This is a genomic window from Vibrio cincinnatiensis DSM 19608 (assembly GCF_900167345.1).
Classification (GTDB): domain Bacteria; phylum Pseudomonadota; class Gammaproteobacteria; order Enterobacterales; family Vibrionaceae; genus Vibrio; species Vibrio cincinnatiensis.
In genome coordinates this window covers 168,746-187,510 of the sequence record NZ_FUXB01000002.1, presented here as the reverse complement: position 1 = coordinate 187,510, position 18,765 = coordinate 168,746, and the positions used below count along the sequence as shown (strand labels likewise).

Genomic DNA, 18,765 nt, shown 5'->3' with positions numbered 1-18,765 from the left:
TAGGTATATTATGCGTTTCTTACCTCTCTCCCAATTTATTATTGGAACTTTCTCTCTACTTATCCTAGTGACAAGTCTTAGTCAGTATGGTGGAGTGAGTGCCTATGGTGCTGGTTATATGCCAACGATTCTTAGTGCATTTTTACTGGTGTTCACCGTGTTGGATGGCATCGTTCATCTTCGTCAAAAACGAGAAAACTTGGCATTTAGTCAGCTAGAAATATTTGCTGTATTACTTATTATCGTATCAATTGGATTATTCATAATATTCATTTCATATCTGGGATTTTTAATCTGTGCGGGAATATTACTATTTAGCTTAATGAGTTTACGCAACCCTAAATCTGTTTTTATGAATGTCGTGTACTCCGTTTTAGCCTCAGGGATTATTTATTATATCTTCGGCCATATTCTCATGGTGGCCTTACCTGATGGTATGTGGTGATAGGAGCTGATGATGTCTGTTTTAGTAGAAGCGTTACAATATATTGACTTAAATGCCATTTTAGCCGTGACTGCCGCTGGTCTTTTTGGGTTGGTTGTGGGTTCTATTCCCGGTTTAACGGCCACAATGGCGATTGCGCTTATGGTTCCATTTACCTTTTTTATGGACCCCATTCCAGCGCTTGCTCTTATGATCTCTATTGGTGCCTCATCCATCTATGCTGGAGATATTCCCGGAGCTTTGCTGAGAATTCCAGGGACACCTGCTTCGGCAGCGTATGTGGCGGATTCCAATGAGCTTGTTAAGCAAGGTAAATTAAACCGTGTATTAGGAATTGGTTTAACCAGTTCAGTGATTGGTGGCCTTATTGGTGCCTTAATTCTTATGCTCGCGGCTCCTGTTTTAGCGAGATTTGCATTGAAGTTCAGTTCCTATGAATATACTTGGCTCTCTTTACTGGGGTTGACCTGTGCAACGTTAGTGGTGGGGAAGTACCCTTTAAAAGGGATGGTGACACTCTGTTTAGGTTTGCTACTGGCTTGCATTGGTTACGATCAAATTACAGGTGTACCGCGTTTTACTTTTGGTCAGGTGAGTATGTTGCAGGGAATCAGCTTTATTCCGGCAATGATTGGTTTATTCGCCATATCGGGTGCTATTGAATATTATGCAGGTAAGATCACGACCAGAAAACAAGATGTGATCCCAACGCAATCGAGCTTTAATTTATTTAAAGGGGTTCCGAGAACACTATGGCGATACAAATTTAATATCGGTCGCAGTAGTATTTTAGGTACGCTTATCGGAGCGTTACCGGGAGCAGGCGCAGATATTGCGGCTTGGATTTCTTACGCCTTGTCTCAAAAATTTTCTAAGACACCGGAAAAATATGGAAAAGGTTCAGAAGAGGCGATTATTGATTCCTCATCAAGCAATAATGCCAGTTTGGCCGGAAGTTGGATTCCTTCTTTAGTCTTTGGTATTCCTGGGGATTCGGCCGCGGCTATCATTATTGGTGTACTCTATATGAAGGATATGAATCCCGGGCCGACGCTATTTCTATTTCAACCAGAAAAGTTATATGCCGTATTCATCTTGTTTTTTATTGCTAACTTGATGCTTATCCCTTTGGCGACCATCGTTGTCAATTTTATTAAACGAATTATTTTTATTGATAAAGCCATTCTATATCCGATTATTATTATTTTCAGTACAGTCGGGTCATTTGCTATTGACAACTCACTTTCATCGATTGTTGTCATGTTGAGTATGGGTGTGGTGGGGTATTTATTACAACGGGCAGAATACCCGATTTCTCCTATTATTCTGGGCATGATACTTGGTCCGATGTTGGAGAAAAATTTACTCTCTTCAATGATTAAGTCGGATGGTCATCTACTTGCATTCGTTGAACGTCCGGTCTCTATGGTATTGGCCTCATTTTTCTTCTTGGTCGTATTTGTACAAATTCGTTCAATTATCAAATCCTTTCGCCAGTCTAAAAAATGATCGGTTCTTTTTAGTGAATCGCTAGCGGACGTTTCTGTGCTGAACATTGAAGCCCCTCAAAAAGGGCGTTTCAATGTTCAGGCTCAATCAGAGTGAGCCATCTCGCCCCTATTTAACGTTTTCCTGAGCAAAATATGCATCTTGTATATGAGAATTATTTTCATTATCATTCAAATTCTTTGATCTAGGTAAATAAATAGCATGAACTTTAGTGTTATATTTTTTCGATGTATGAATGAATTGTTTATTGATAGAAGGTTTATCTATGTCGTCTAAAACGTTGACCGCTGCTCTTCTCATGGCCGTCTCTGCGGTTCTTCCGCTTCAAAATACCTTTGCGAATGAGAATATACTTACGTTCGCTAACTACCGTGATATTAGGGACCTTAACCCGCACCTTTATGGCGGCGAAATTTTTGCACAAAATCTTATTTTTGAAGGGCTTATTCATCTTGGTGAGAATGGGGTTCTTGAGCCTTGGCTCGCAACGAGTTGGACAACCTCGAAAGAGGGGAAAGTGTATACCTTTACACTGCGTGATGATGTAACTTTTTCTGATGGCACTCCATTTGATGCCCATGTTGTTAAAGCCAATTTCGATTCATTACTCGATAACGCAAATCGTCATACATGGCTTGAATCCATTCGTCTTATGGTCGAGGTAGAAAATTCGGGAAAACAGAGTGTTCGGGTGCTGGATTCCCATACGGTTGAAGTGGAGTTTGCTCAATCCTACTATCCCTTTCTTGTTGAATTAGGTGTGACTCGCCCGTTTCGTTTTCTTTCGCCGAAATGTTTTAAAGAGGGCACGACTAAAAATGGAACCCTGTGTTATGTGGGCACTGGCAGCTATGTATTAACGGATAATGTTATCGACCAACGTGCAATATTTGAGCGTAATGATCATTACTGGGGTGAGAAGCCTCAAATTGAAAAAATCGTAGCTAAAGTTATTCCTGATAATCAATCACGCTTACTTTCTCTTCGTAATGGTGAAATTGACATGGTCTATGGGTTGCAGTTGGTCTCGGCTCAGGCGTATCAACAGTTTGAAAAAGATAAACGTTTTGCTACTGCGCTTTCTGAGCCTGTCTCTACCCGCATGTTGATCTTAAATTCGAAAAGTGAAAATCTTAATGATACACGTGTACGTCAAGCACTGAGCCACTTAACAAATAAAGCGATAATTGCCGACCGTATTATGCTTGGCCTAGAAAAACCCGCGGATACGTTGTTAGCGAAGAATGTACCTTATGCCAATATTGAATTGGCTCCCTATCACTATGATGTTGCTTTAGCGGAAAAATTACTGGATGAAGCTGGGTGGAAAAAAGAAGGACAAATTCGTCAGTTAAATGGTAAGCCTTTTGAAATTACGCTTTCTTATGACAGTGATAAAGTGGTTGAACGCACCATTGCACAATATTTACAAAGCGAATGGTCGAAAGTGGGATTGAAAATGAACTTGGTGGGGGAAGAAGAGCAAGCTCACCGTGATCGTCTGAAACAAGGTGATTTTGATTTGTCATTTAACATCTCTTGGGGAACGCCTTACGATCCTCAATCTTTCTTAGGGGGAATGCGTAAGCCGGTTTATGGTGATTATGCGGCTCAACAGGGAATGCCTGAAAAAGCAGCAATCGATAACCATATTTTGGCTGCGCTTGAAGCGATCGATGAAGCAGAGCGTCAAGCACATTACACCTATGTTCTAAAAACGCTACATGAACAGGCAATTTATATTCCAATTACTTACGAGCAAAATCGGGCGATCTTTAACCGACGTGTTCAACATGTGGGATTTAACCCTTCTCAGTTCGAAATCCCATTTCAGCGTATGTCGGTTCGGTGAACACTTTTTCATCTGCCATCTTTTAATCGTATGACGACTGACATTGACCTTACGTGTCAGTCTTTTTATTTACTGTTTTTTGAGAATGTATCTGCATGGCGAAATACATTATTCAGCGGCTATTGAGTGCAATGGTGACACTATTTTTTGTCTCTTTTATCGCTTTTGCCTTAGTCAATATCATTCCTGCCGATCCTGCTGAAGTAGCACTGCGTGTGAATGACACAACCCCAAGCCCTGAAGCGATAGAAGAAATTCGTCAAAAACTTGGGTTGGATCGTCCGTTTTTAGTCCGTTATGGTCATTGGTTAGGCGCATCATTACAAGGTGACTTTGGTGTGTCGTACACCAATACGAATCGAAGCGTTTTTGATGAGTTAGCTCGCAGTTTTCCTTATACATTGAAATTGGCGAGTTTATCTTTGGTTTTTCTTATCTGTGTCAGTATTCCCATTGGTGTGCTGAGCGCCGTGCACAAAGACCATTGGTTTGATCGTGTGGTGCGCCTGTTCATTTTTGCGAGTACAGCGATGCCCAACTTTTGGCTGGCTTTTATTTTAATTTGGTTTTTCTCCATTTATATGTACTGGTTACCCAGTAGTGGAGCATCGACTTTTCGTCATTTCATTTTGCCATCGGTAACCTTATGTATGGCGTATGTGGCGACGTATATCCGCTTGATTCGTAATTCGATGTTAGAGTCTATGAATGATAATTATGTGATTTATGCTCGAGCGCGAGGCATTTCTGAAACTCGCGTGGTGTGGAAGCATTTATTGAAAAACTCCCTACAAACCTCAATGACCGCATTAGGTATTGGGATCGTTCGATTAATTGCAGGCACGGTGGTGATTGAAAGTATCTTTGCGATACCTGGGCTAGGGCGGCTCGCTTTGTCAGCCATATTCAACCGAGATTACCCGATTATTCAGGCTTATATTTTAGTCATGGGCAGCTTGTTCGTCCTTTCTAACTTAGTGATTGATATTTTACATACGGTTGTTGACCCGCGCCTTAAATCAAAAGGGAAGCATTCATGATTCATCGGCTACTTTCCAATAAAACGGTTGTTATCTGCCTATTTCTTCTTGCTGTCGTTGGCTTGATGGGCGTTTTTGCTCCTTATCTTGCCCCCCATGATCCCAACCTTGCAGATGTGATTAATTCTCTGATGCCGATGTCAAAGGAGTACCCACTGGGTACGGATCATCTTGGTCGTTGTCTTTATTCTCGTTTATTGTTTGGTATTCGAACGACATTTCATTATTCATTGCTAACCATGCTAATCACCGCTGTGGTGGGTGGCTTGATTGGTGCGATTTCCGGTTATGTTCGCGGAAAAGTCGATTCCTTAATCATGCGTGGTTGTGAGGTCATGTTGTCATTCCCATATGAAATTATTGTATTGAGTATCGTGGGAATCATGGGGCCGGGTATGGGCAACATTATTGTAGCGAACTTTATTGCTAAAATTGCTTGGTATGTACGTATCGTTCGTAGTTCTGTTATCACGTTTAATCACCAAAACTACATTATGTATTCCCGTACAGTGAAGACCTCCCAGCGTTTTATCTTTCGTAAGCACCTTGCTCCCAATATTGCTTCTGAAGTGATCATTCTGGCGACATTAGATTTTGGCTGGATTATTTTGAGTATTTCGACGCTTTCTTTTTTAGGGTTAGGCGTCCAAGCTCCGACGGCCGAGTGGGGAGCGATGCTCAGTGATGCTAAAGAAGTGTTGTTTTCAAATCCTGAGCAAATGTTGATCCCCGGTATTGCCATTATGGTGGTGGTGGCATGCTGTAATTTGCTGGGGGATTCTTTACGAGATGTTTTCGATCCTAGAACGGGGCAAAAAGAATGTTAGCAGTGAGAAATCTCGCCGTCACATTGAGTAACTTGAAGCATCAACCTCTGGTTTCTGATGTTAGTTTCACACTCAAAGAAGACCAATGCTTAGGTATTTTGGGTGAGTCTGGCAGTGGTAAAAGCTTGACCTGTAAAGCCATTCATGGACTGCTGAGTGAAGATTTCTTCGCTTCTGGTGAGGTGGTTTTTGACGGGAAGTGTTTACTCTCCATGTCGAAAAATCAACGCCGTCAAATACGAGGCGAACAGATATCCATGATCATGCAAAGTCCAATGACGGCATTCAACCCACTTTTTACGATTGGTAATCAAGCGATTGAAACGATCAAGCAGCATAAGCGGATTCATAGCAAAGAAGCGAAGGCATTATTTTGTGACGTGCTTAAGCGAGTGAATTTGAAATCGGCCTCGTATTTGTTGACGAAATATCCACATGAGTTAAGTGGGGGAATGCTGCAACGAATTATGGTGGCATTAGCATTAGTACTTAAACCTAAACTGATTATTGCCGATGAACCGACAACGGCTATTGATTACATATCTCAACGAGAGGTGATCAAAGAACTGCAACTGGTGCGTGAAAAATTTGGGACAAGTTTAATTTTTGTTAGCCATGATTTGAGCTTGATTTCTCATATTGCGGATAACGTGATGGTGATGAGTCAGGGGAAAATGGTGGAATTTGGGGCAACGAGACAAGTGTTCACTCAACCAGAAAGTGAACACACCCGTTATTTAACCGAGACTCGAATGGCATTAATTCATCGTTTTAAATCCGTGATGGAGCAAACAGAATGTTGATTGAGGTAAAAAATATCACTAAGGCTTTTAAGAGTGATGACAGTTGGCTGTTCTCAAAGTATCAACAGGTACTGAATGGCGTGTCGATTACCGTGAACGAAGGTGAATGCGTGGGGGTTGTCGGAGAGTCTGGTAGTGGTAAAAGCACGCTTGGAAAAGTCATTTTAGGGTTGGAATCTGCAGATAGTGGGGAAGTGATATTTGGGGAATCGATGGCAAGTTTACCCACACATCAGGCTCTTAGCGTGGTTTTTCAGGATTACAATACCTCGGTTAATCCAAGGCTTACGGTTCGAGAGATCATCAGTGAACCATTGATCCGCGATAAGTTGACTCAATCGGAGCGTGAAGCTTTGTTAGTCAAGCTACTCAATGAAGTGGGGTTGACAGCAGACATGCTGGATCGTTATCCGTATCATTTAAGTGGTGGGCAGCTACAAAGAGTGTGCATTGCTAGGGCGGTTGCACCCAACCCCAAATTTATTCTACTTGATGAGGCGGTGAGCTCTCTGGATGTATCCGTCCAGGTACAAATTCTGAACTTGCTACAAAAGCTTAAACAAGAGCGTAATATCTCATATCTTTTCATTACTCACGATATTGCCGTTGCAAGTTTTTTGTGTGATCGTCTAATGTTCTTCAAAGATGGACAGGTGATTGAGAGAGTGGAAGAGATGCGCAATTTAAAGCATGTTCAAGATCCTTATACGAAAGAATTACTCGACGCGGCGGGTTATCTTGAACTTCCCTTTGAAAGTGAGTTTCTCTCAGTATGAAGCATTGCCAATAACCATATCGGTAATCATCATTTTTATTTTTGCTTCTTTAAATATGAACATAACCGCAACAGCAAAACCGATGAAAATGATTAAGGGCTCCCCAAAATCTGGGAAGCCCTTATCTTTATGCTGACTAATACAACAGCAATAACCCTTAATGACGTCTTATTTGTTGACCGTAAACTTACTTATCCAAGTTTCAACTTCAGCACCCAAAACCGAGAGTGATTGAACGCTGGCGTGACTTTCTAGTACGGTATGGCCTAAATTAGTGCCATGCTCTTCAATTTGGTTAAGCTGCTGTGAAATATCATTACTCACTTGCGTTTGTTCTTCAGCGGCCTCGGCAATTTGTAGGTTCATCGATGAAATGCTTTCTAGCGCGAGCACCACTTCTTCTAACGCGGTAGAGGCATGTTCTGATTCCATCACCGTTTCTGTACTGGTTTGAGCACAGATCTGCATGGTTTGAATCGCATTTTTTGAGCCTTCTTGTAACTTTTCAATGGTTTCTTGAATTTTTCTGGTACTGGATTGCGTTCGCCCTGCAAGGCTGCGAACCTCATCGGCGACCACCGCAAACCCTCGGCCTTGTTCGCCTGCTCTGGCGGCCTCTATGGCGGCGTTGAGGGCTAATAGGTTGGTTTGCTCAGTAATGTCTCCAATCACTTCTAGAATGCCGACGATATTATTAACATCAGAATCCAGCGTAGAAAGAGCATGACTTGCTCGTTGTAATTGTGAAGAGAGCCCTTTGATATTCGTTACCGTGTTATGAATAATCACTTTGGTTTGTTGGCTTTGTTGATCCGCTTCGGTCGTTTTTTCCACGGTTTCTTTTGTCAACGCTGCCACTTGAGTGGAGGACGCGACCATTTCTGTCATGGCCGCAGCAATCATAGTTGTAGACAGTTGTTGCTCATCTGTCAGGTTGGCAATCGTCATTGATCTTGCTTCTGTACTTTCAAGATCAAGTCGTAGCTTCGCCATGGAGGCATCAAGGTTTTCAATCAACTGCGCTAACGATATGCTCATTTCTTGTACGGATCGAAGAATGCTCTTTTGCGGTGCGAGGGTTGCAAAATGATGATGCAAATTACCCGCTGAAATTTGTTGGATAATGTCTTGAACCTCTGATGGATCGCCACCGATCTGTGTCAGTATATTTTTGGTTGCATAGACCAATAGCGGCAGAATGATGCACGCTAATACAAGGCTAATGGTGAGCGACGTTTGTGAATTAGAGACAAAACTGGTGTCACTGGCACTCACTCCTGTGCCCACAATCCATCCCCACAGCGGGGTCTTTTGGGCGATAGAGTGTTTTGTTTCAGAAGAACTGCCTGTTGATTGTTGCCATGAATACTCAACCAGTCTATTACCTGAGTTACTGAGTGATTCCTGTACGACTTGGCCTAAACCTTTACCGTTGACGTCTTTAAGATCATTAAAGTTGGTGTCATGTAATTGAGGGTCTAGTGGTGCAGCCATGATCTGCATCTTGTCATTAACCACATAAACATATTCATTATTGCGATACACATTGGCGCGCATAACACGGGTTGCAAGTGCTTGAGCTTCTTCACGAGAAAGCGTGCCATCTTGCTCCATACGTTCGACTTCCGTCAGTATTTGGTAAGCACTTTGAAAGTGTTCTTTAACGCGAACATTATTATCCATGTTGCTGATGACAAAACCGCTGATGGTTAAGGTCATCATGGCCGATAAAATTATCCCGGAAAGAATATAAGCTTGATATTTTAACTTCATTTTTGTTTCTCATGGCTCCGACTACATCAACTCATCGGGGTGATATAGGGAGGAATAACACAGGGAAAGTGTGAGGAAAGTGTGATTCTGACCGAAAGAAACAGAAATGGCTTGTCAGGTTTTTCTGGTAATTCTAAGTTTTTCTGATGTTTTGACTGACATTGAGTTTAGTTGCATACGTTGTCGATTTGTTTTGAACGACTTTATGTAACAAGAAGCTTATGGTTGGTGAATTTGGGGCAGGTTTTCAGGCCAGCCAATACGCTGGCCTGAAAGCTTACTCATGTTCGATGAGTACGGTACTGTGACGAGCCGGAATATTGACCTTCATCTCCCCTTGCTGATACTCATAACTTTGTGGCCGGTTATAGTGATGGAAAGCCCCTTGCGATAAACCGAGTTGCCATAAGGGTAAGGTTACTTCGCATTGTTCACCTAAATTTATTCCAACAATTACGGCTTGTTTGGCATATTGCCGCGCAAAAACAAAGCAATCAGAAGCTTGATATAGGAGATAAAAATCGCCTTTTTGTAGAGCGGTGGACTCTTTTCTTAGGGCAATCAATTGTTGGAAAAAAGCAAAGTAAGGGGATGTTTCCACTCTCTCCCAAGGCATGCAACGGCGGTTATCAGGATCATGGCTGCCTCTTAATCCCACTTCGGTTCCATAGTAAAGACAAGGGGTTCCCACGTAGGTAAAGAGTAGGGTACTGGCGATTTTGAATAAGGCTTGATCGCCTGAGACTAATTCAAGAAAGCGTGCGGTATCATGGCTATCGAGCTGATTAAGCTGAGCCAATTGATTAGCCCACGGTATTTTTGCTCTTGCCTCCATGAGCCAGTCAAGAAATTGTGGTACGTGAATATCGATGGGATCAAACGCGATATCAAGTTTGGTGAGTAAAGCGCGTAAGGGGTGAGCAAACCCGTAATAGTTCATGGCGCCATCTTCTTGATCACCTTGTAACCATTGAGTGGCTTCAAAGAAGTGTTCACCTAGGACATAAGATTCAGGGTTGACCTGTTTGGCTGCTTCTCGAAACGCTTTAACATAGTGGGCATTATTTTTGGCCCCTTCGCCTTCGCCAAGCATGTGAATGACATCAAACCGCCACCCATCAATTTGATAAGGCGGCTTTAACCAATACTTGATAACGGCATCTTCTGCCTGATAAATCGTGGCTTTAACTTCAGGATGTTGAAAATTCAGTACCGGTAAGCTAGCAATGCCTTTCCAACCGATATACTCCTGACCATCACCATTAAAGAAATAATAGTCTCGATAAGGAGAGTCTACCGATTGATAGGCTCCGCACTGTGGATGCCAGCCTTGCAGATTAAACCACGGATGCTCGGTGGAGGTATGGTTAAATACCGCATCAAGAATCACTTTCATGTCACGCTGGTGTAAGTTTTGACATAACTGAGCAAAGTGCTCATTGCTGCCCAAATGTGGGTCGATGGTATAGTAATCCATACAGTCATACTTATGGTTACTGGGCGCATGGAATATAGGGTTAAGATAGAGTGCCGTGATTCCCAGTGTTTGCAGATAGTCGAGCTTGGCTTCCACACCATATAAATCGCCCCCATAAAATTCACTCGCCCCATTTCCTTGATGGGTATCGACGGGCGCTCCCCATGTTTTGACGGTAACCGGTTTTTTACCCCCATTAAGGGCATATTCACCGTTTTTCACACTGATGTCTGGGTCACCATTAGCGAAGCGATCTGGAAATATTTGATAAAAGACTTGTTTGTAGACCCATTCTGGTGGCTGATGCTGCGCATTATATTTGAAGTGGTAATCTCGCCCCGGCATACGGGCTGATATTGATCGGGCATCTAACCACCATTGACCTTTGGGGTATAAAACTTTGAATAGATAATGCGTCACAGGACGGTCTTGGTTAAGCGGAATACGGGCTTGCCAGTAATCCAGTCGGTCGGTTTTCCCAACTTTGCGCATTTCAACTAACACTTCTTCGTTATCTGGCTCATGGCGAACCAGTATCTTGGTCGATGGGAAGGTTGAATCCACTGCCAGCGTGAGCGTTAATTGGTTATCTTTGCGCGTTACCCAATGGTCGGTTTGGCCGTGAAAAAGAAAAGGGATGTTCATTATCCAATCTCCTATATAAGAGTGAGCTCAGTGCAATTCAATAAAATGCGTTGAGAGCGGCGTGAAATCGAGCATCAAATACGCTTCTTGCTTGCAGACGTTGAGTGTCAAAAGGCGCTGATTCAGATGATCGAATGCGGTGTGTTGACCCTGCGTTAATTGCCAGTGCTGAACAAGGCTGTGCGGTAATTGCAGTTTGACGGTTTGAGTGTGGTGAGCACTGAAATTGGCAGCAATAATCAGTTTTTGTTCAGAATTAGAGCGGGCAAAAGCAAACAGCGTATCCTTATTTTTGGCAAAGTTAGGCCAATTTTCTGCGTATAAGTCGTGATAGTCGCCCATTAATGCTGGGCTGTCTTGGACCAAGTTCATTAATTGGCAATAGAATTGGCGTAGAGCGCGTTGTTGGTGATTTAACTGCTCACCATCAAACTTGCCTCCATTCATCCACTTTTGGTGCTCGGGTACACCAATGTAATCAAAAATAGAGGTGCGAGAGGGTTGCCCGTATCCAGCTTGTTCTGCTGCTGGCTCTCCGACTTCTTGGCCGAAATAGATCAACGTGGGCGCGCTGGATAAACAGGCTGAAATGAGCATTGCGGGTCGCGCTTTATCGCCATCACCAACAAACTCGGGAGAGGCGATCCGTTGCTCATCATGGTTTTCTAAAAAATGCAGCATGTGATGCTCAATATCACGCATTTGATATTCAAGTGCCCCAATGATTTCGGTTGAGGCGGAGCCTTGCATAATCGCTTTCAAACCATCGTATAAATCGACTTTGTCGTACAGATAGTCCATTTTCCCAAGTTGAATATAATCACGATAGAGTGAGGGTTGATAGACTTCAGCCATTAAGAAGGCATCAGGATTTTCATGTTTAATGGCTGAATTCATAAAACTCCAAAATTCTATGGGCACCATTTCTGCCATATCATAACGAAAACCATCCACCCCTTGATGGAGCCAATACCGTGCAATATCTCGAAATTTAAGCCATGAATCAGGCACGGATTTATCTTGCCAAAACGCAAAATGATCGTGATAAGAGAGCCAACGGTAACGCTCAGGCAGGAGAGGAAAGTCCTTCTCTCCCTCTGGGGTTATTCCATAGTTAATTTTAACGGTTTCATACCAATCTTCAGCATCAGGTTGTGCTTGGCGTGAACCATTGCCTGTCCATTTCGCGGGATATTCACGATAAGGCTGAGCCAAATCAGGATGATCTTCGCCACCCAGTGGTTGACGTTCACTGGGTAAGTCTGGCAGTTGAAAAGCTTTCTTTGGCAGGTAATAAAAATTGTTATCCCGCGCATATTCAACGCGAGTATCGTCTTTTGCGCCAAAATCACACACACCATCCGGGTTATTTAAGCCTTGGTAGTGGCGCGCAACATGGTTCGGAACGATATCAATGATCACTTTCATTCCCGCTTGGTGGGTGCGTTGAATCAAATCGAAAAACTCTTGATTACGTTGAGAAGGATCATCCGCTAAATCTGGGTTAACGGAGTAGTAATCTTTCACCGCATAAGGGGAACCTGCTCGACCTTTGACAATACTTGGGTGATCAGACGTTATACCGAATTGACGATAATCGGCCACCAAAGCGTGATGATGCACACCCGTGTACCAGATATGGCTCACTCCCAGTTCGGCAATCGCTTGTAGTGCTCGTGGGGTAAAATCACTGAATTTCCCCACCCCGTTTTGTTCTTGGCTTCCCCAAGGAATATTGGCGTTATTGGTATTACCAAATAGGCGAGTGAAGACTTGATAGACGGTCTGTTTACGTTTGGGTTTATGGTCTGCATACATCATCGGAAACCTAACCATTACTAAATGAAGTCATGACTAGAGTAGGGAAACCGAGCGATGTTTAACTCCTCCCTTATTCATCAATTTAGGGCGTAGAGGTGAAGGAAGAGCGAAAAATGTGAGCAAGTTTGCAAAGCTTTTGAGCAATGGTTAGCGCTTGATCAGGATAAATGCAGAAAGTGTATGACCTGACTACATGATCAACCCCGTTGAAGAGGTATTGATCGACTCAACCCAAATATCCGCACCACCAAGGTAAATTCCTAATACTTCTAATTGGGGGGTGATGATCTCTGACAAAATAGTCGAGAGAGCCTCTCCCACCACACTGCTAAGTGTCTCACTCACTCCCGGTAAGGTGCCAAAGCCTGCCAATCTAATATCAATATGGGTATCAAAAGTATTATCTCTGGTGATGTGGGAATAGGAGGCAGAGTCAATATGATTGGTAAATGCGAGCGTGACCAAGTGGGGTTCAGGATCTTCATTGATGACCTCAACTTCTAGAGTGGCGGTTAAGTTGATGAGGGAAAGGAGGCGTATATCAACTATAATCGGCTCCACGACCACAGAGGCTAACGAACTATGTACCATAAAGTCGGCAGAAAAATGGTCTTGCTGAGTGGTAATCTCCATCAATGTTGCCTTCGCTTCTGAAGTCTTAACCCTCATAGTGATTGGAGAGGCATCCACCTGTAAACCAACCAATGAGGTGAGAGCGGTGAGGTGATCGAGTAGATCAAGGTCAGCCGATAATTCCAACTCAACTTGAGCATTTTTTACCTCGGGTTCATGCCCAGAAATAACCGGTAGTGTGGCAAGCCTATAGCTGGGGGGAGAGATAATATTGGTCTTCACCGTAATCTTGGAAACACCTGTAATATCAATCTCTGCCTCCGGAATCTCAACAAAATGTTGAGCATTTGATGCGTAAATGGTTGAGGTGATGAGATCTAAAGCATTAAGAGAGGTACTGAGGGCCGCCCCATCTGTATTGGTTTTTGATAGGGTAAGGATGTCACCTAAGGTGATATTAGGAACGGTTTGTACCAGTGCCAATTTATTGAGGAGTTGATTCAACCCCTCTGAGTCGGCTTCTTCATGACTGAGCACATTGAGGTAAGTCGTTAAGATATCCCTTAGGGATATTTGGGTTTCTAATACTTCTTGCGGGCTACCTAACCCTAGATTGAGTGCAAGCTCCGTTAACACAGACCCCACCCGAATGGTACTTTGAGCTAACCCTTGGTAGCTGGCTACGGTAAGGCCGAGATCCGTACCTAATAGAATATAAAAGAGCTTATTGAGGCGCTCAGCTTCACCGTCTGCTTCATCGTCATTTTCTTGCGGTTTTTGGAGTGACATCTGAGCCAAATAAGATCCCATTGCAAAGCGTAGAAAACCATTTTTATGGGTAGCGGCTTCGGCGGTTAAGGTCATGGTTTGGTTATTAAAGAGCCCACTGGCAATCATGCTTTGTGGAACGGTTTTATAAACGACCACTTTCGCGGCTGAATAGCCATGTTCAGGCGTTTCACTGGTATCGATGGTCCAGTGATTATTGACAATGCGGGCTCGCCCCAAAGCAATGCGGATATCGTCAATTTCAGGTTGAAATTCAGCCAGCAGTTCAGCTTCCATTGAGGCTTTTTGCTGCAGCGCGAGAAAGTGAGGATTGTTCTGCATGATTTTCATGGCGGCCATATCCGCAACAGATTGCAATTGTTGACGCTGAAAGGTCAACCGCGCTAAATCAAGCGCGGCTGCGCTAAATAGGACCAAACTCATGAGGGCAGCTGCTAACCAAAGCGTAATAGCCCCATCTTGGGTGTACCGTTTCATCATTATTCACCAAATTTATTTTTGATAAATTTCTCTGGAATCTCGTGAGTAAAGCTTTTGACCATTCTGGCTTGCGTCGCTTTAGCTGCTTCGGCAGAAAGTTGGTCATCATACGCAGTGGCTGAGGTGTTTTTTCTTTGCAACTCAAGCCAAAGGCGTGTTTCTGATTGATCTGGTTGTGAAACTTTAGCCGCGGTTTTTGGCTGTGCCGCTTGGCTCAATGACCAAGGCGCAATCAGGAGCAGTAATATTAACGTCTTTTCCATTTTTCCATCTCCGCAATACTTAAAGGGGTAAAGTTATTGGCTGCATTGGCCAGTTTTTGATGTTCTTGCTCTGACCATGAAAAGCGTTGTTGAAGGCTCGATGCCGCTTGCTGGCGCTCCGTTCGGTGTAGTAGCATCCACAAGTTTTTGGCCGCGACCTGATTTCGCGGGTTAAGCTCCAATGCCGTAAGAAATTCATTCCTTGCCTCATCATTATTACCGGTTAAGAGCAGAATGAAGCCGTAATCATTACGAATGTTTGACTGTGACGGCTCAATGGAGACCGCTAAGCTGAGCCATTGGTAGGCTTCTGGATATTGGCTTTTATAACTGGCGATCAACCCTAAACCATGGGCGGCTTTTCCTTTTAAGCACGTCGTTAACAGCATGATGTAGATTTGCTGCGCTTTATCCCATTGCTGAGTCTTTAAATAAGCGTCGGCCTCAAGAGAATCTTTCGTGATGTAGTCTCCTCTTATTTCTTGTAATAACGCGAGAGCTGAAAAGTACTGCTGGCTCTCAAAAGCTTGTTGGGCCGCTGAAAATTGTAGCCCCGTTGTTGGAGAAAACTCCTCTCCACAAGCCCCCACACTTTGCGCGACGGTCGTGGGGGTTTGGCTACATGCCGTGATTAACATGATCAGAAAACAAGGTAGAATAGACTTCATTTAACCTCCAAAAGCTTTCATTAGTGCTAAGGCGGCGGGGCCACCTAAGATAATGAATAGGGCTGGAAACATCAGCACCATCATCGTGACAGAGATTTTTCCGGACATTTTGGTCACTTTTTCTTGCAGAGCGACCCGTTTTCGTTCGTAGATCAATTCAGATAATGATTGGAACGATTTTTTCAGCTCTCCCCCCGTATCTGCTGCTTGAGAAAGCATGGTTAATAAATCTTGAAAACCAATGGATAAACTTAAGGTAGCCATATCTCGAAAGACCCATTCTCGATTTTGTCCGGCATCAATACGAGCCAAAATCAGTGAAATTTCTTTACAAATTTCAGGGGTTAGATCTTTGGCCTCTTGATGATAAGCACGCAGCATACTTTCTAAAGAAAGCCCCACTTGCCAAAGAATGGACATTAAATGAATGGTGATGAGCATTTCCTCATCAATGATTCTGGCGCGTTTTTGTGCTTGGATTCGAAACCAGCGAATGGAGGCCCAAAAACCAAAAGTGATGAACAGCAAGCAATACAAAATGGTTTTAAGCATTGAATCGGAAGTGAGCAGTTGTTGCCCTGAAAATATCAGGACAAGGCTTCCCCAAACCACCAGCACTTTTAATAGACACAGGATCTGCTGGCGGTTGCTAATATAGCCAGCTTGGCGCATCGCAATAATGATATTGGAAAGGTTTTTGTGGTGATTTTGTTTGGAGTGATTCCACCATTGCTGAGTATGCTGAAGTAATACTTCACGTTGGGGTTTGCTTTGAGCAGAAAGCTGGCGAACTTCTTGGCGAGCTAGCGCATAGAAGATCACCGATAGAAGAAAACAAGCCAGCGACAACCAGACATGTACATTGAACATTCTGCATATCCTTATAAGGTTCGAAACATTCGCCAAATCAAAATGACCCCTAAGCATTGCATGGTAATGCCAAGGACCAAGGCATTTTGTCCTTCTGGGGAGTCCCACATGTTGAGCAGCAATTCAGGGTTTTGCATCATCATATAGGCGCTAACAATGATGGGGGCGCTGCCGATCACCCAAGCGGTAATTCGAGTTTCTCCAGTAATGGATTTGAGTTCTCGACGGCTGAGATCTTGTTGGCGCAGTAACTTAACTAAGCTATCTAATGACTCATTAATGCTGCCACCATAGCGAGTATTGATATTGAAGATAGAGCCAAGCAAACGAAAGGCAGAGACTCCTGTGATCACACTTTCTTTATGGAAAGCATCTTGCAGCTCAATGCCAAGGGCTCGTCGATGCGCCACCCGCGCTAAGATGGTTTTGAGTGGCGCGGTTGTTGTTTTAGACGATTGTTCAATCGCTTGGTTGACACTTAACCCAACTTTGATGCGTCGATTGACTTGATCGACGAATGAGGGTAGTTGCTGGATCACTCGTAATTTAATATTGCTCCGTCGCCATTGAGCAATAGCAAATGTCATAAAAAGGCCCGTCATCAAAGAGAGTATTAAACCCATCCAACCCAATGACTGTGCAAAAAACAGGCTGATGGTGAGTATTAAGCCAAGCAAGGTGATGTTTTTCAGTGGTGAGCGACTAAACCCTAACTGCTGCAAACGCTCCATTGTAACCATAGAATGGACGTGTTTTTGTGCAGCGCGTTTCTGAGAGGGCATGTTTTCAACCACCACGTCATCTATGTCGATCTTTTGGGCTAAATAGAAACAAACGCCACTCATTCCAATGGTAATCAAAGCGATGAGTAGATAGAGCGCACTCATTTTGCCACCTCCAGTTGCGTAGACAGTAACTGAGACGGGCTTGCTGTTTGTTCAAAGTGATGGTCGGCTGGGTAGTAGCGATATAAGGTTTTGGTGGTGATATTGGTGGTTTTTACATCAGAAACTTCAACAATTTCTGTGATGACCCGTTTCCCATTGGCTAACCGACTCACTTGTACAATCATATCAATAGCAGAAGCGACAACTTTACGAATGAAGGTTTCACTGGAACGAAACCCAGCCAGGGTGACCATCATTTCTAACCGAATTAAGGCATCACTGGGGGAATTGGCGTGTAAGGTACTCATGGAACCTAGGTGTCCAGTATTCATGGCTTGGAGCATATCGAGTACTTCACCTCCTCGGCTTTCCCCCAAAATAATACGGTCAGGGCGCATTCTTAACGCGTTCTTAAGCAGTTCTCTAGCGGTGACTTCACCGCAGCCTTCCGAATTGGGAGGGCGAGTTTCCAGCCGGACAACATGATCGTTGCGGAGTTGTAATTCAGCGGCATCTTCAATCGTCACTACACGTTCATGGCTATTAATGTATTGGCTGAGTACATTGAGTAAAGTCGTTTTACCTGACCCCGTTGCGCCACTGATTAAAATATTACAGCGTGCTTTAACACTGCGTTGCAAAAAGGACAGCATCTCTTCTGAAAGGCTGCCGTTTCGCAACAAAAACTCGGCTGTTAAAATATCTTGTTTAAATTTCCTAACGGATAAACATGCCCCATCGAGTGCCAGTGGTGGAATAATGGCATTAATTCGGCTTCCATCAGGTAAGCGAGCATCAACCATGGGGTTTGATTCATCAATTCTCCTGCCTAGCGGAGAAATCATACGGCGGATCACACGAATGACATGCTCATCATTAAGAAAGTGATGATTGACTTGCTCTAGCATGCCATTTCTTTCCACAAAAACATGTTTGGGACCATTGATCAAAATGTCATCAATACTGGGGTCTCTGAGCAAATTTTCGATAGGGCCATAGCCGACCATTTCATCTAATAATTCCCGGGCCAACTCATCCATAGGGAAGGTGAGATCTAACGCTTGATCTTCAATGTATTGCTGAATGTAGGAGGTAATGGGCAGTAAAATATTCTTCTTCTCGGAAACAGAGACATCAAAAAGAATGCCATCGTCTTCCATCCGCTCAAGCACATACTTGTGTAAACGAGCTTTAAGTTCGAGATCTAATGGGGTGTATGTCGTTTGTCCTAAAGAGTTAAACCAATTGATTCCTTGCATAGAGCCAT

The 18,765-nt window shown here is 43.5% G+C and carries 16 protein-coding genes; 7 read left to right on the top strand and 9 right to left on the bottom strand.

The features are described 5' to 3' along the window. Window positions 1–10 precede the first annotated feature (10 nt). From B5D54_RS02385 to B5D54_RS02355, 7 genes are all read left to right on the top strand, one after another. Window positions 11–445, top strand: a complete 435-nt coding sequence (locus B5D54_RS02385) for a tripartite tricarboxylate transporter TctB family protein (RefSeq protein WP_158117264.1) — start codon at window positions 11–13, stop codon at window positions 443–445. 9 nt (window positions 446–454) lie between these two features. Next, window positions 455–1,954, top strand: coding sequence for a tripartite tricarboxylate transporter permease (locus tag B5D54_RS02380; protein WP_199251524.1), 1,500 nt, complete (start codon window positions 455–457; stop codon window positions 1,952–1,954). Between the two features lie 265 nt (window positions 1,955–2,219). Next, window positions 2,220–3,806, top strand: a complete 1,587-nt coding sequence (nikA, locus tag B5D54_RS02375; protein WP_078924887.1) for a nickel ABC transporter substrate-binding protein — start codon at window positions 2,220–2,222, stop codon at window positions 3,804–3,806. A 95-nt stretch (window positions 3,807–3,901) separates the two neighbouring features. After that, window positions 3,902–4,846 (top strand): nickel/cobalt ABC transporter permease, encoded by a 945-nt coding sequence (opp1B, locus tag B5D54_RS02370; protein WP_078924886.1) that lies wholly within the window; start codon window positions 3,902–3,904, stop codon window positions 4,844–4,846. Next, window positions 4,843–5,673: a nickel/cobalt ABC transporter permease gene (gene opp1C, locus B5D54_RS02365; RefSeq protein WP_078924885.1), complete on the top strand. Its 831-nt coding sequence runs from the start codon at window positions 4,843–4,845 to the stop codon at window positions 5,671–5,673. The genes opp1B and opp1C overlap by 4 nt, the downstream gene beginning before the upstream one ends. Beyond that, on the top strand, window positions 5,667–6,476 hold the full coding sequence (locus B5D54_RS02360) for an ABC transporter ATP-binding protein (protein ID WP_078924884.1): 810 nt from the start codon (window positions 5,667–5,669) through the stop codon (window positions 6,474–6,476). The genes opp1C and B5D54_RS02360 overlap by 7 nt, the downstream gene beginning before the upstream one ends. Beyond that, a complete protein-coding gene (locus B5D54_RS02355; RefSeq protein ID WP_078924883.1) occupies window positions 6,470–7,252 on the top strand; it encodes an ABC transporter ATP-binding protein in 783 nt (260 codons plus the stop codon). The genes B5D54_RS02360 and B5D54_RS02355 overlap by 7 nt, the downstream gene beginning before the upstream one ends. Before the next feature lie 168 nt (window positions 7,253–7,420). Here the strand turns inward: B5D54_RS02355 and B5D54_RS02350 are convergent, their stop codons facing one another. From B5D54_RS02350 to B5D54_RS02310, 9 genes are all read right to left on the bottom strand, one after another. After that, window positions 7,421–9,025 (bottom strand): methyl-accepting chemotaxis protein, encoded by a 1,605-nt coding sequence (locus B5D54_RS02350; protein WP_078924882.1) that lies wholly within the window; start codon window positions 9,023–9,025, stop codon window positions 7,421–7,423. A gap of 277 nt (window positions 9,026–9,302) precedes the next feature. Next, window positions 9,303–11,147, bottom strand: coding sequence for a maltodextrin glucosidase (gene malZ / locus B5D54_RS02345; RefSeq protein ID WP_078924881.1), 1,845 nt, complete (start codon window positions 11,145–11,147; stop codon window positions 9,303–9,305). 27 nt (window positions 11,148–11,174) lie between these two features. Beyond that, entirely contained in the window at window positions 11,175–12,968 is a 1,794-nt protein-coding gene (locus tag B5D54_RS02340; protein ID WP_242004494.1) for an alpha-amylase family protein, read from the bottom strand. Window positions 12,969–13,157: 189 nt separating this feature from the next. After that, a complete protein-coding gene (locus B5D54_RS02335; RefSeq protein WP_078924879.1) occupies window positions 13,158–14,810 on the bottom strand; it encodes a Tad domain-containing protein in 1,653 nt (550 codons plus the stop codon). Next, entirely contained in the window at window positions 14,810–15,073 is a 264-nt protein-coding gene (locus B5D54_RS02330) for a DUF3613 domain-containing protein (protein WP_078924878.1), read from the bottom strand. The genes B5D54_RS02335 and B5D54_RS02330 overlap by 1 nt, the downstream gene beginning before the upstream one ends. Further along, window positions 15,058–15,741 carry a tetratricopeptide repeat protein gene (locus B5D54_RS02325; protein ID WP_238843277.1) on the bottom strand — a complete coding sequence of 228 codons (684 nt, stop codon included), beginning with the start codon at window positions 15,739–15,741 and terminating at the stop codon, window positions 15,058–15,060. The genes B5D54_RS02330 and B5D54_RS02325 overlap by 16 nt, the downstream gene beginning before the upstream one ends. Continuing rightward, a complete protein-coding gene (locus B5D54_RS02320; RefSeq protein WP_078924877.1) occupies window positions 15,742–16,611 on the bottom strand; it encodes a type II secretion system F family protein in 870 nt (289 codons plus the stop codon). It abuts the gene before it with no gap. Between the two features lie 11 nt (window positions 16,612–16,622). Continuing rightward, window positions 16,623–17,498 (bottom strand): type II secretion system F family protein, encoded by an 876-nt coding sequence (locus B5D54_RS02315; protein WP_078924876.1) that lies wholly within the window; start codon window positions 17,496–17,498, stop codon window positions 16,623–16,625. Next, window positions 17,495–18,757, bottom strand: coding sequence for a TadA family conjugal transfer-associated ATPase (locus tag B5D54_RS02310; RefSeq protein ID WP_078924875.1), 1,263 nt, complete (start codon window positions 18,755–18,757; stop codon window positions 17,495–17,497). Before B5D54_RS02310 ends, B5D54_RS02315 begins: the two co-directional genes overlap by 4 nt. Window positions 18,758–18,765 lie beyond the last annotated feature (8 nt).